Origin of the sequence: Leifsonia sp. NPDC102414, from assembly GCF_044765685.1 — a bacterium.
Classification (GTDB): Bacteria; Actinomycetota; Actinomycetes; order Actinomycetales; family Microbacteriaceae; genus Leifsonia.
This window is the reverse complement of the sequence record NZ_JBIWKN010000003.1, coordinates 366,471-380,203: the sequence shown is the minus strand read 5'-3', so window position 1 is coordinate 380,203 and position 13,733 is coordinate 366,471. Positions and strand designations below refer to the sequence as shown.

10 protein-coding genes are annotated in these 13,733 nt (G+C 68.5%); 5 read left to right on the top strand and 5 right to left on the bottom strand.

The genetic code is table 11. The features are described from left to right. Window positions 1–134 precede the first annotated feature (134 nt). The 5 genes from ACIRCZ_RS14520 to ACIRCZ_RS14500 are packed head-to-tail and all read left to right on the top strand — an operon-like array spanning window position 135 to window position 5,421. The gene (locus ACIRCZ_RS14520; protein WP_402854319.1) at window positions 135–1,541 is read left to right on the top strand and encodes a glycosyltransferase; all 1,407 of its coding nucleotides are present in this window, start codon (window positions 135–137) and stop codon (window positions 1,539–1,541) included. Window positions 1,542–1,588: 47 nt separating this feature from the next. Continuing rightward, window positions 1,589–2,485 (top strand): ABC transporter permease, encoded by an 897-nt coding sequence (locus ACIRCZ_RS14515; protein ID WP_055890801.1) that lies wholly within the window; start codon window positions 1,589–1,591, stop codon window positions 2,483–2,485. 2 nt (window positions 2,486–2,487) lie between these two features. Then, window positions 2,488–3,747, top strand: coding sequence for an ABC transporter ATP-binding protein (locus ACIRCZ_RS14510; protein ID WP_402854316.1), 1,260 nt, complete (start codon window positions 2,488–2,490; stop codon window positions 3,745–3,747). A gap of 34 nt (window positions 3,748–3,781) precedes the next feature. Next, the gene (locus ACIRCZ_RS14505) at window positions 3,782–4,624 is read left to right on the top strand and encodes a glycosyltransferase family 2 protein (RefSeq protein WP_402854314.1); all 843 of its coding nucleotides are present in this window, start codon (window positions 3,782–3,784) and stop codon (window positions 4,622–4,624) included. Next, entirely contained in the window at window positions 4,621–5,421 is an 801-nt protein-coding gene (locus tag ACIRCZ_RS14500) for a hypothetical protein (RefSeq protein ID WP_402854312.1), read from the top strand. The genes ACIRCZ_RS14505 and ACIRCZ_RS14500 overlap by 4 nt, the downstream gene beginning before the upstream one ends. 19 nt (window positions 5,422–5,440) lie before the next feature. On the opposite strand, the gene ACIRCZ_RS14495 is transcribed toward ACIRCZ_RS14500, so the two are convergent. From ACIRCZ_RS14495 to ACIRCZ_RS14475, 5 genes are all read right to left on the bottom strand, one after another. After that, window positions 5,441–7,552 carry a cell wall-binding repeat-containing protein gene (locus ACIRCZ_RS14495; RefSeq protein ID WP_402854310.1) on the bottom strand — a complete coding sequence of 704 codons (2,112 nt, stop codon included), beginning with the start codon at window positions 7,550–7,552 and terminating at the stop codon, window positions 5,441–5,443. Window positions 7,553–7,747: 195 nt separating this feature from the next. Beyond that, window positions 7,748–10,117 (bottom strand): cell wall-binding repeat-containing protein, encoded by a 2,370-nt coding sequence (locus ACIRCZ_RS14490; RefSeq protein ID WP_402854308.1) that lies wholly within the window; start codon window positions 10,115–10,117, stop codon window positions 7,748–7,750. A 172-nt stretch (window positions 10,118–10,289) separates the two neighbouring features. Beyond that, window positions 10,290–11,159, bottom strand: a complete 870-nt coding sequence (rfbA, locus tag ACIRCZ_RS14485) for a glucose-1-phosphate thymidylyltransferase RfbA (protein WP_055890781.1) — start codon at window positions 11,157–11,159, stop codon at window positions 10,290–10,292. A 3-nt stretch (window positions 11,160–11,162) separates the two neighbouring features. After that, a complete protein-coding gene (locus tag ACIRCZ_RS14480) occupies window positions 11,163–11,774 on the bottom strand; it encodes a dTDP-4-dehydrorhamnose 3,5-epimerase family protein (RefSeq protein WP_402854306.1) in 612 nt (203 codons plus the stop codon). A 9-nt stretch (window positions 11,775–11,783) separates the two neighbouring features. Then, window positions 11,784–13,637, bottom strand: a complete 1,854-nt coding sequence (locus ACIRCZ_RS14475) for a cell wall-binding repeat-containing protein (protein ID WP_402854304.1) — start codon at window positions 13,635–13,637, stop codon at window positions 11,784–11,786. Window positions 13,638–13,733 lie beyond the last annotated feature (96 nt).

The window sequence follows — 13,733 nt, the reverse complement described above, 5'->3', positions numbered from 1 at the left end:
CGACTTCCCCGATTGCAGTGGTAGCCTGCCGACGGCTTTTCGTGCTGGGCGTGCCCGACGCGGGCGAGAAGCACGTCATCCGACGCCAGAATGCCCTGGCGCACCATCACGTGCAAGCAGGAGACTCTTATTCCATGACGTCCACACCGTCGCAACCGTCGCAGACCGGAACCGCACCAGGGGAAGCGGGCAGCAGGCGCCGCATCCTGGTCGTCACCCCCGACACCCTCGGCGTGCTGATGGCCGGCCCGGCGATCCGGGCGTGGGAGATCGCGAAGGCGCTCTCCGCGTTCGCCGACGTGCGCCTCGTCTCGACCAACAAGGCCGAGATCCACTCCGATGCCTTCCCCGTGCACTTCGCAGACGACTCCAGCCTGCACTCGCACGTCGAGTGGGCGGAGGTGCTCGTCTTCCAGGGGCACATCCTGCGCACCCACCAGTGGATCAAGGACACCGACACGATCATCGTGGCCGACATCTACGACCCGATGCACCTGGAGCAGCTGGAGCAGGGCAAAGACCTGGGCGCCGCCGATCGCCTCGCCGTCGCCATCGACACCGTCGAGGTGCTCAACGACCAGCTCGAACGCGCCGACTTCATGGTCTGTGCATCGGAGAAGCAGCGCGACTTCTGGCTCGGTCAGCTCGCCGGGCTCGCCAGGATCAACCCGGCGACCTACGACAGGGACCCGAGCATGCGCTCTCTCCTGGATGTCGCCCCCTTCGGCGTCGAGAACGACGCACCCGTCCAGCGGGCGCACGGCATCAAGGGCACCGTCCCTGGCATCGCCGCGGACGACAAGGTGATCATCTGGGGCGGAGGCATCTACAACTGGTTCGACCCGCTGACCCTCATCGAGGCCGTCGCGATCGCGGCCAAGGCCCACCCCGACCTGCGGCTCTACTTCCTCGGCGCAAGCCACCCGAACCCGAACATCCCGACCATGCGGATGGCGGTCGAAGCCCGCAAGCGCGCGGAAGAGCTCGGCCTCACCGGCAGCGTCGTGTTCTTCAACGACGCCTGGGTGCCGTACACGGAGCGCGCCGACTTCCTGCTCGACGCCGACCTCGGCGTGAGCACCCACTACGACCACCTGGAGACCGCGTTCAGCTTCCGCACGCGCATCCTGGACTACCTGTGGGCCTCGCTGCCGATCATCAGCACGGACGGCGACACTTTCGCGGAGCTGATCCGCGACAACGAGCTCGGCCGCGTCGTCCCGCCGGAAGACGTGGATGCGCTTGCCTCCGCCATCGAGGAGCTCCTCTTCGACGCGGACGAGCGCGCCCGCATCGCCGGCAACGTCGAGCGCTTCGCCGCCGGGATGACCTGGGCCACCTCGCTCACGCCGCTCATCGAGTTCTGCAAGAACCCGACCCCGGCGCCCGACCGCGTCCAGGGCATCGTCTCGGAGCGCACCAGGATCAACAACGACCTGCACAAGCGCATCGCCGGACTCGAGAACAGCTCGTCGTGGCGGCTCACCAAGCCGCTGCGCGCAGTGGCGGAACGCCTGACCGGGCGACGCCCCGAGCTATAATCCATCGAGCGCTCGCCGACAACACCCCGACACAGATTGACGACTGAATGACTGCACAGGATCGATACCTTGCGCTCTCCCAAGAGCGGATGGTGACGGTCGGAGGCGACAGCAAATCCGGATCGTGGCACTCGCTGCGCGAGATCTTCCGCCACCGCGAGCTCCTCTCCCTCCTCGTCCGCCGCGACCTCAAGTCGCGCTACAAAGACAGCGTGCTCGGCTTCGTCTGGACGCTGGTGCGCCCGCTCACGCAGCTCCTCATCTATGCGATCGTGATCGGCCAGGTGCTCGGCGCCGCCAGGAACATCCCGGACTTCGCGATCTACGTCTTCACCGGCCTGACGGTCTACTCGCTGTTCTCCGAGATCATCAGCGGCACCACCGCATCCATCGTCGGTAACTCCGGGCTGATCAAGAAGATCTACCTGCCGCGCGAGATCTTCCCGCTGGCGAGCGTCGGCTCCGCCATCTTCAACTTCCTGATCCAGTTCGTGATCCTGCTGGTGGCCACCCTGGTGATCGGCAAGCCGCCGCTGCACGCGGAGACGTGGTACCTCATCCCGTCCGTGCTGCTGCTGCTGGTGTTCGGCACGGCGTTCGGCCTGCTGCTGTCGGCGGTCAACGTGTATCTGCGCGACGTGCAGTACCTCGTGGAGGTCGTGCTGCTGCTCCTTCTCTGGGCATCGCCGATCGTCTACTCCTGGACCATGGTCAGGGATGCGCTCGGTCACTCGCTCGCGCTCGACATCTACACCGACAATCCGATCACCCTCGCCGTCCTCGGCTTCCAGAAGGCGATGTGGGTCGGCGGCCAGGGCGTCGCAGAGTACCCTGACCTGCTGCTGATGCGCATGGGCATCGCGTTCGCGATCGGCGTCGTCCTCCTCTTCGTTTTCCAGCGGGTGTTCTCCCGTCTGCAGGGCAACTTCGCGCAGGTGGTGTGACGATGACGACCAATCTCACCGAGAACGGGACCGCGACGGGCGCTGGGGGCGAAGCTCCAGAGGTCGTGCGCGTGACCGACGTCTCCAAGCGCTTCGTCATCCGGAAGGACAACTCGCTCAAGGAGCGCCTGGTGGCCTTCGGGCGCGGCCGTGAGCACCGCGAGGAGTTCTGGGCGCTCAAAGACGTCAGCATCACGATGCGCGCCGGCACGACCGTCGCCCTCATCGGCCACAACGGGTCCGGCAAGTCCACCCTGCTCAAGGTCATCGGCGGCATCATCGACCCGACCTCCGGCAGCGTCTCGCGCCGCGGCCGCATCGCCGCGCTGCTGGAGTTGGGCGCCGGGTTCCACCCCGACCTCACCGGCCGGGAGAACGTCTACCTCAACGCCTCCATCCTCGGCCTCAGCCGGGAGCAGACGGAGGAGAGGTTCGACGAGATCCTGAGCTTCTCCGGCATCGGCGACTTCATCGACACGCAGGTCAAGTTCTACTCGTCCGGCATGTACGTGCGCCTGGCGTTCGCCGTTGCCGTGCACACCGACCCCGACCTGCTCCTGGTCGACGAGGTGCTGGCGGTCGGCGACGAAGCGTTCCAGCGCAAGTGCCTCGACAAGATCCGCTCCTTCCAGGAGGAGGGGCGCACGATCATCCTCGTGACGCACAACCTCAACCAGGTCACAGAGCTCGCCGACCGTGCCGTCCTCCTCAACCGCGGCGCCGTCGTCTTCGACGGCGATCCAGGCGAGGCGGTCACCGAGTTCCGCAACATCCTCGAAGACCGCCGCGTGGTCGAGGCAGAGGCCGAGGCCGCCGTTCAGGCGAACAAGCACCCCGGTTCCGTCGCAGAGCACGGCCGGGTGATCGACGCCCGCGTGTTCGCGGTCGGCCGCGAGCCGGGCGAGCCTGTGCAGCCGGGCGACGACGTGCGCATCGAGGTCACGCTGGAGCACGACACCGGCATCGACGACTGGATGTGCGCCATCCAGATCGACAACACGATGGGCCTGCCGGTCTACGGCACCACCACGGCCCGCATCGGCGCCGACCTGTCCAGGCTCAGGGCGCGCCGCACGGTCGCCATCGTGCTGAAGGATGCGCAGTTCGGCGCAGGCAAGTACTTCGTGAACGCGTCGCTGATGGACAGCGCAGGCCGTCACCTCTCCGACATGCCGCAGGCGTGCTCGTTCGACGTGCCGTACTACCCGCTCGCGGTGGGTGTCATCCACGCGGTGCCGGAGGTCGTCGACCTCTCCTCCTGACCACCCCGCCAGCAGGCCGCACAAGAAAGCACGCATGACTCCTTCCGTTCTCGTCGTCACGGTGACGTACAACTCGACAGAGGCCATGCGCCCGTTCCTGTCGTCGCTGCCGTCGGCAGGGTCGAGCGTCGCGGAGGTCATCGTGGTCGACAACGCGTCGGACGGCGCCGCGGAGACCGGCGAGCTGGTGCGCGCGGCCGGGTACACCTTCCTGGAGCTGCCGAAGAACGAGGGCTACGGCGGCGGTGTGCGTGCCGGCGTCGAGGCCGCGACGTCGAACCCTGACCTCATCCTCGTGGCCAACCCCGACGTGATCTTCCAGCCAGGCGCCATCGACGTGCTCGCGGACGCCGCCGCCGAGCTGCCGGGCGCAGGATCCCTCGGCCCCAAGATCCTGGATGCGGACGGCACGGTCTACCCGTCCGCCCGCCGCCTCCCCTCCCTGCGCACGGGGGTCGCCCACGCGCTCTTCGGCCGCATCTGGCCTGCCAACCCGTGGACGGTGCGCTACCGCGCAGAGCGCGAGACCGAGAGCCGCCGCGCAGCAGGCTGGCTGTCCGGCGCGTGCGTGCTCGTGCGCTCTGAGGCGTACCGCGAGCTCGGCGGCTTCGACCCCGGATACTTCATGTACTTCGAGGACGTCGACCTCGGCGCGCGCCTCGGCAGGGCCGGCTGGCGCAATATGTACATCCCGGAGGCGGTGGTCACGCACACCGGCGCCCACTCCACCTCGCGCGACGCGCACACGATGGAGAAGGCGCACCACGACAGCGCATACCGCTACCTGTCGCGCAAGTACGCCGGTTGGTACTTCGCCCCGCTGCGCCTGGCCGTCCGCTTCGGCCTCTGGGGCAGACTCTGGTGGGTCTCCAGGTGAGTGCGTCGTCGTTCGCGCGCCGGGCCGTGTCCGCCGCGCGCTGGCGCTGGGCGATGGCGCGCTATCGCGCAGGACGGTTCCAGCCGAAACGTCTCCTCGGGGAAGCACAGGGCGGCGAGATCGCGATCATCGTCTGCCTCTGGAATCGCAGGGAGCGCATCGACGCGATCCTCACCCAGCTGGATGCGCAGCAGGACACCCGCATCCGCCTCCTGTTCTGGAACAACCGCCCTGCCGACGCCGCGTACTACCGCGAGCACATCGCCGCGTACCGTCCGCACGGCGCCATCGCCGAGGTGAGCCTGTTCACGAGCAGGGTGAACGTCGGAGGTCTCGGCCGCTTCTTCGTCGCTCGCAAACTGCACCAGGAGGGCTACCGCGGCGCTTTCCTGATGCTCGACGACGACCAGGACGTCAGCGACCACCTCGTCACCGACCTGCTCGCGGCCTCCGGCCCGCACACGATCGCCGGTTTCTGGGCCTGGACGATGGACGGCGACTACTGGGCACGCCGCCCCGCCGAGCCGGGCGACAGGGTCAGCTACGTCGGCACGGGCGGCTGCGCCTGCGACATCGACATCGTGGCGGACACGTCGTTCTTCACCGACCTCCCCCGCTACTTCGCGTTCCTCGAGGACGTGTGGATGTGCGGCTACGCCCGCAAACGCGGCTGGCGCCTGCGCAAGGTCGACACTCCGATCGAGTTCGTCCTCGACGAGACCAACCAGCACCACTCGCTCGCGGAGTTGAAGGCGGAGTTCTACCGTTACCTGCAGCTGGACGACAGCGCGGCGTAAGTCGTACCGGCGGCGCCCGTCAGCACGGCTTGAACGCCGTCGCGTCTCCCGACAGCACAGACGGGCCACCGATGAACACGACCCTGGTCGCCTTCATCTTCGCGATGTCGTTGCCGATCGCGCGGGGCACGCACCAGCCTGGCGTCACGAACAGCGGGCTGCGGGTCGCGCCTGCCAGCGTCGAGCCGGAGAGCGCATCGGGGAACGTCGTGCCCGCCGCGATGTAGACCGTGGATGCGGTGGGGAACTTCGCCGCGTTGATCAGGTGGCTCGTGTCGAACCTGTCGCTTCCGCCGATTCTCGTCGCCGCCACTCCCCTGCTCTGGAGGGAGCTCTCGAAGCCCGTGCCCACCGCACTCGGTCCGCCGATGACGGTGGCCGTCTTCACCTTCGACCCTGCGAGGTAGGCCGCTGTCGGCGCATCCACCGCAGCGGAGCCCGTGACGAGCAGCATCGGCTGGGCGGCGACAGCGGCTGCCGCGGCCGCAGAGAGCGCATCCGGGAAGTTCACGCCGGACGCGAAGTACGCGCCCGTCGCGGCGGGGAAGGCGTACCTGGCGAGCTGCCTCGAGGTCTCGAAGCGGTCGTAGCCTGCGACCCTGACCGTGTTCGGCTGGACGGTCTTCAGGGTTGCGACGACCGAGTCACCGATCGCCGCCGCTCCGCCGACCACCACGATCTTCGCGGGCGAGAGCCGCTTGATCTCTGCCAGCACGGACGCGGGGACGAAGCCGACGTTGGCGAGCAGCAGCGGGCCCTTCTGGGCGGCCGCGGCCGGTCCTGCGCTGATGGCGTCCGCGAAGTTCGCGCCGGAAGCGATGTAGACCACGGGAACGCCCGCTGCCGGGTACGCAGCCTTGGAGACGGCGACCGAGGTGTCGAAGCGGTCGGCTCCCTGCACCCTGCTCGAGGACGGGCTGCCGTTGATGCCGGACGAGAACAGCACCGTGCGGCAGCCGAAGGCCGAGTTGCCTGCGGTGTTGCCTGTCGTGGCGATGGCCGTCACGCAGGCGGAGTACTGCCCGTCGCCGGAGCGCGGGATGCTCGCGGTGAAACCGTGGTTGGCTCCGGCGAACGGATACGCGTTCCCGACGTCCGGCCTGTTGCCGTTGGCCGCGACGGTCTGGGTGGTGACACCGGACGGGGTGTTCCAGGTGATCTGCACGTTCACCACGGCACGCATCATCGTCTGGTCGATCGCCCAGCCCGCGATGGCGAACGTCGAGCCGCCGACCGTGGCCGACTCGTAGTTGCCGATCGGAGCTGCGCCGCCGGTGGTCGGGCCGAACCAGTCGGTGTACAGCCGCCAGAAATTGCGGTTGCCGTACGCGGAGCAGCTGTCGCCCGTGCCGTACATGTTGGCGAGCGCCGCGGCGTTCGGCTGGTACGGCGTGTAGTAGTAGAGCGCAGCGGTCGCCGCGTTCTGGATGAGCACGTTGCCTGCCCCGCAGGACGCGACGGGACTCCAGCGGATGGCGCTGACCTGGCCGACAGGGAACCAGGTGAACGAATTGCTCGTCCCCGGCGGGTTGCCGTAGCGCTTGAACTGCCAGGCCGCCATGTAGACCTGGTTGTAGAAGCCGTAGTACTGGGTGTCGCATGCGGAGGTGTCAGGGCAGGCGTATCCGGTGGCCTTGTTGTACTGGCCGGTCGTCGGCCAGTCGTCCGTGACCAGGCTCTGCTCCTTCTGCAGGAGCACGAGGATGACCTTCTGGCTGATGCCGCATGCCGCCCCGACCTTGGCGATGATCGTCGCCGCCGTCTCGTTGGCGCCGCCCGTGTACGCCGCGCAGAGCGCATCCCCCGCCCTGCTGTACGTGTTCTGGCGGTAGTCCTTCAGGCAGGTGTATCCGGCTCGGCAGGAGGAGACCTGGGAGTTGAGGAAGCTCTGGATTCTGCCGGCGTCGAGCGCTGAGCCGTTGTAGAAGTTGTAGTCGCTGATGATGTAGCCGGGCTTGAAGTCGGAGCCGACGGCCGTCTTCACCGGGCCGAGGACGCTCTCGACGGATGCGGCGCGGGATGCGGAGGCCGATGCCTCCGCGGACACAGCAGGGGCTGCGACAGCCGCCTCGGTGGCCTGTGCCGGCGCGCCGAGAATGGCGCCTCCGAGCGTCACGGCGATGGTCGTCATGAGCGCTGCGAGAAGGCGCGCGTGAGTCTGGCGGGTCAACACATCGTCGAGCCTAGCCAGGATACGCAGCGTTCGTGCCCTCCGACGCAAAAGAATTGCACGTATTGTGCGCGGAACGCTGGTTTATTGAATTTGCCTCAGTTTTGACGAACCCTGTTCGGGGGTGGTCGAGACGCGGTCCCCGTCCCGGCCGCGTCAGGGGCACACGCTCAGCGACGAGATGCCCGACGAGAGCGCCGACGTGCCGCCGAGTACGGTCATCGCCGACGCGCCGAGACGGCCGACCTCCGCGACGGTGCTCTGTGCCACGCATCCGTTGGGCACCACGTAGAGCGGAGCGCCCTTCGCGCCGGCGAGCGCAGAGCCGGCCAGCGCGTCGGGGAAGGTGACACCCGAGGCGACGAACAGCGCGGAGTCCGTGGCGAACGCGTTCGTATTGACAACCTGCGCCGTCTCGAAGCGGTCGCTGCCGCCCAGCCGCGTGACAGGGGCGATGCGACCGAGCGAGGCGGCGAGCGCGGTGGAGACGCTGACCGGGCCGCCGACCACAGCGATCGAGGTGGCGCCGAGCTTGGTGATGAGAGCCGAGGTTCCCGCGTCCACGCCCGTCGCGTATCCGGGCATCAGGACGACGGGGTTGGCGAACGACCCCGCGGCGGCACCAGCGGAGAGCGCATCGGGGAACGAGGTCCCCGTGGCGATGTAGACGCGCTTCGCGGAGCCGAACGCGTAGGAGGTGACCAGCCTGGACGTCTCGTAGCGGTCGCCTCCCGCCAGACGCGTCACCTTGCCGTACCGGCCGAGCGCGGTGGCGACGGCGGGAGAGACGGCGTTCACGCCCCCGACCACGACGATGTTCTTCGGCTTGAGCCTGGCGATCTCCGCAGCGATGGATGCGGGCAGCGCGCCCGGCATAGTCAGCAGCAGGGGGCCGCCGAGCTTGACGGCGGCGGGAGCGGCGGACAGGGCGTCGGGGAAGTCGACTCCGGAGGCGACGACGACGGTCGCCGCCGTGCCGGGGAATCCTGCCTTCGAGATCTGCACGGCCGTGTCGAACCGGTCGCTGCCGGAGAGGCGGGCGACGGCCGGCTTCGCGACGGTCCTGATCGAACCCGTGGTCGTCGCGGAGGAGGTCGTGCCCCAGCGGGAGACGAGGCGGTAGGTGTGCGCGCCCGGCGTCGTCGGCAGCGGGACGCTCCACGCGCCGGCCGACGAGACCGTCGCCGTGGCGTTCGCGCCAGCTGCGTCCGTGCGCCCGTCGTAGTAGACCGACACGGTCGTCTGCGCGTTGCCGCCGGCGACGGAGCCGGTGAACGAGCCTGGCGTGAAGACGGTCGACCCGTTGTGCACCGTGGGGACGGGGGCGGCGACCGCGACCGATAGCTTCCAGCCCGGCTGCTGCGCCGCGACGCTGTTGGCCGTCGCCGACCGGAGCGGGAAGAACGCGCCGAGCTGCCCAGAGCCGCAGGTGGTCGACTGCGAGCTGGCGCTGGTGACACCGAGGGCGTACGCGCCGACCACCGCGGAACCGCCGCTGTCGCCCTTCAGCACGCACGCGTCGCTGATGATCTCGTTGACCTGCTGGTCGTCGACGTTGACGAGGTCGTCGACGTAGAGGATCTTGCCGCAGGTCCAGCCGCTGCTCGACCCTGACTTGCACATCGCCGCGCCGACGACGGCCGTGGTGTCGCCCTTGATCGCGAGCGAGCTCGCGGTCGGCGCTCCCTGCGCTCCTCCCCAGGTCGAGATGGCCGCCTGCGGCGCGAATCCCGTGCTGGTGACGGAGACGATCCCGGAGTCGAACCCTCCGCCGAAGCGGAAGCTTCCCGCCAGCGGTGCGCCGATCGACGCTCCGAACTGGGCCGCAGGGTCGCTCGGCCTGCTCTGCACGATCTGCATGATCGACGACTGCGGCGTGCCCTGGATGCAGTGACCTGCCGTCACGAACTGCGGCTGATTGGCGGCGTTCGTGCCGTTGAAGCCGATCGAGCAGCGCTCCCCTTCGCCGGTGGTGGCGTTGGTGAGGTATCCCCAGGCCGTGCCGCCGAGGAGCGGAGAGGCTGCTGCGTTGAGTGTCAGGCCGCTCGGGGCCGGCGCCGCTGTGCCGACCGTCACCGTCGCCCCTGACGCTTCCGCCGACGCGACATCCGCCTGCGACGCGACCGTGACGTGCAGCTCCGTGCCGTCGATGCGCGAGGCGACGACGTCGACGCCGTCCTTCTTGAGCGAGGTGACGACGCCGGCGGCATCCGTGGCGGCCGCTGCGTCGCTCAGGTACTGCTCAGGGGTCAGCCCGAGGTCGCGTGCGACGGCGTCGGTCAGGTCGGCGGGAAGCTCCTCCGCCGCCGCTGTGAACTGCTCGGGAGCGTACTCTCCCATCTTCTTCGGCGTCGCAGCCGGTGGGGCCGCAGCCGGTGGGGCCGACGGCGCCGGATCCGCGGTCTGCCTGATGCTGCTCGCGGCAGCTCCTGGAGCGGGAGCGGCGATGGCGGGACCCGCGATCCCCAGGGCGACGATCGCGCTGACGGCGGCGACGATCGCCGTACCCATACGGAGGTTGGACATTGCTGCTCCTCGTAGCCGGTGTGCCGGGCGAGCCGGTAGACAGCGCGGTCGGGCGCCACAGCCACCCTATTCGACGCCGAACCGTTCAGCGCAGGCTCGCCACGCCGACGAAACGACGAAGCTCCCGCCGTCGCACGGCGGGAGCTTCGTCAGCAGTGGATGCGCGTAGCGCTCAGGCCTCGACGGCCAGCAGCCCGTTGAGGTAGCGTCCGTACCCGCTCTTGACCAGCGGTGCGGCGAGCGTGGCGAGCTGGTCGTCGTCGATCCAGCCGGCGCGCCAGGCGATCTCCTCGATGCAGCCCACCTTGAAGCCCTGCCGGTCCTCGATGACGCGCACGTACTCCGACGCCTGCATCATCGACTCGAATGTCCCGGTGTCGAGCCACGCCGTTCCGCGGTCGAGCACCTGGACCTGCAGGGTTCCCGCATCCAGGTAGCGCTCGTTGACGGTCGAGATCTCGAGTTCCCCGCGCGCGCTCGGCTCGATCGTCTTGGCGATCTCCACGACGGAGTTGTCGTAGAAGTAGAGGCCGGGGACGGCGTAGTTGCTCTTCGGCTTGACCGGCTTCTCCTCGATGGAGACGGCGGTGAAGGTCTCGTCGAACTCGACGACGCCGTACGCGGTCGGGTTGCTCACGTGGTACGCGAAGATCAGCGCTCCGTCGACCTCGCTGTGGTTGCGCAGCGACGAGCCGAGGCCGGCGCCGTGGAAGATGTTGTCGCCGAGCACCAACGCGACGGACTCGTCCCCGATGAACTCCTCACCGATGATGAACGCCTGCGCCAGGCCGTCCGGGGACGGCTGCACCGCGTACTCGAGCCGGATGCCGAGCTCGGAGCCGTCGCCGAGCAGCGCCTTGAACTGCTGGTTGTACTCCGGGGTCGTGATGATCAGGATCTCGTTGATCCCCGCCATCATCAGCGTGGACAGCGGGTAGTAGATCATCGGCTTGTCGTAGATCGGCATCAGCTGCTTGGAGATGCCCTTGGTGATCGGCCACAGTCGCGTGCCTGAGCCGCCGGCCAGGATGATTCCGCGCATCGGTCAGTTACCTCCGTTGTCGAGCGAGGCGTAGAACGCGCGGGCGGCCTCCCAGGTGGGGAGCAGCCCGGCCGCTGCGGCCTCGGCGAGGCCGGGGGCCTCTGTGTCTTTCGGGGAGAGCAGCAGTTCGCCTGCCTCCTCGGGGAAGCGGAGCCCGATCTCGGCGTCGAGCGGGTTGATCCCGTGCTCCCTGGTGGGGTTGTACACGTCGGTGACGAGGTAGCTGACGGTCGCGTCGTCGGTCAGCGCGACGAAGCAGTGCCCGAGCGCCTCGGAGACGTAGATCGCCTTGCGGTCCTTGTCGTCGAGCAGGACCGTGTCCCACTGACCGTATGTCGGGGAGCCCACCCGGATGTCGATGGCGAAGTCGAGCACGGCGCCGTGCGTGGCCGTGACGTACTTGGCCTGCCCGACCGGGATGTCGGCGAAGTGGATGCCGCGCACCGAACCGCGCTTCGAGACGGAGGTGTTGCCCTGACGGAGGTTCAGCGCGTGGCCGACGGTCTCCTCCAGACGGTCGAACCTGTACCACTCCAGGAACAGTCCGCGGTCGTCCGCGTGCTGCTTCGGAGTGATCTCGTAAGCGTCAGGAATACTCAGTTCGCGAATCTGCACCCGAGGAGTCTACTGGCAGACGCTGAGCTTCCCCACGAGATCGCTGAGCGCCGTCGTGCCGCCGAGGAGCTTGTACGTCGGCGCCCTGAGGGTCTGCACGGCAGCCCGGGGGTAGACGCATCCCTGGGGTGTGACCTGCAGCGGGCTCTTCGCAGTCGCGGCGTACGCTGCGCCGGAGAGCGCGTCGGGGAACGCTGCGCCGGACGCGAGCAGTGCTGTCGACGTCGCTCCGGGGAACGCGGCGGCGTTGACGGCGACGCTGGTGGCGAACCTGTCGCTGCCGGCGAGCCTCGTCACGGCGAAGCCAGCCTTCTGCAGCCCGTTGGCGAAGCCGGCCGAGACGCTGGCAGGGCCGCCGACGACGTTGACCTTCGTGACCTTGAGCGAGCGCAGCTCCGCGACGGTGAGGCTGTCCGGGGCGCCGAGCGCACCGTTGACCAGCAGCACCGGCTTGCCCTGCGCACCGGCCGCTCCCCCGGCGGAGAGCGCGTCGGGGAAGTTCATGCCAGACGTGACGTACGCGGTGTCGACGCCCGACCCGAACGCCTGGTTCGCGATGGCCCTCGCCGTGGCGAAGCGGTCGTAGTCGGCGACGCGCTTGACCGTCGGAGTGACGGTTCGCAGCTGCGCCAGGACGCCGTTCGTCACCGAGGCGACGCCGCCGGCCACGTAGATCGTCTTCGGCTTGAGCCTGCGCAGCTCCGTCATGATCGGCGATGGAACCGCGGTCGTCTGCACGAGCAGCAGAGGGCCTCCGAGTTTCGCGGCTGCCGGGGCGGCGGCGAGCGCGTCGGGGAAGTTCATGCCGCTGGCGATGTATGCCGACGCCACGCCGGCGCCGGGCGTCGGATATGCGGCGCGCGAGATGGCGGCGGACGTCTCGAACCTGTCGCTGCCGGAGAGCCGCGCCATGGCGGGGACGGATCCGGCGGTGGACGATCCGTACCAGGCGTTGAACAGCATCCAGAAGTTGCGGATGCCGTATGCGGAGCAGCCGTCGCCCTCGCCGGGGTAGCTGGCGAGCGATGCGTCGTTCGGGGTGTACGGCGTGTAGTAATACAGAGCGGCGGTCGCCTTGTTGAAGATCGCGACCTGCTTGGTGCCGCAGGATGCGTCGAGGTTGTACTGGACGGCCTTGACCTTCCCGACGGGGATCCAGGTGAAGTAGTTGCTCGTGCCTGCAGGGTTGGCGTAGCGCTTGAACTGCCACGCCGCGCCGTAGACCTGGTTGAAGAAGCCGGTCGAGGATGCGCTCGTGCTGCAGCCGATGGCGGTGTCCGGGCAGTTCCACCCTGTCGCGTGGTCGTACATCCACTGGGTCGGCGCCGTCGTAGAGACGAGACCCTGCTCCTTCTGGATAATGGTGAGGAGCGCGACGGGGTTGATGCCGCACGCGACGCCGACCTTCGCGATGATCGTCGCCGCCGTCTCCCCCGCAGCACCCGTGTACGCGGCGCACATCGGGTCGGCCACCTTGGTGGGCGTGGTCTGTTTGAAGTTCTTGAGGCACCCCGGCGCAGCCGCGGTCGTGCATCCGGAGCCCTTGGTGTTCAGGAAGGACTGGATGGTCGCGGCGCTCCACGCGTTGCCCTTGTAGAACACGGCATCGCTGGCCAGATCGCCTGCGACGAACTTCGACGGCACCGCGTCGGCGGCGCCCGCCGTCTGGAACTCGCCGATCCCGTCGACGACGTTCTGCTGCTCTGCCTCCTGCGACGTCTCCGTCCCCGCAGCGGCCGCCTGCACCTGCGCGTAGTACCGAGCCGCCTTCTGATCGTCCGCCGTGTCGGCGTTCGCCGCCACGGGCGCCGACAAGAGCGCGATCGCCGTGGCCCCCGCCGCGATCATTCCGAACAGTGTCATTCGCGCACCTGTGCGCTCCCCCGAGTTAGTCACGAGCGCGAGCCTAGGCGGAACCGTGCAGTCGTGCAATATCCGCGATACCTATCGATGAAGGCT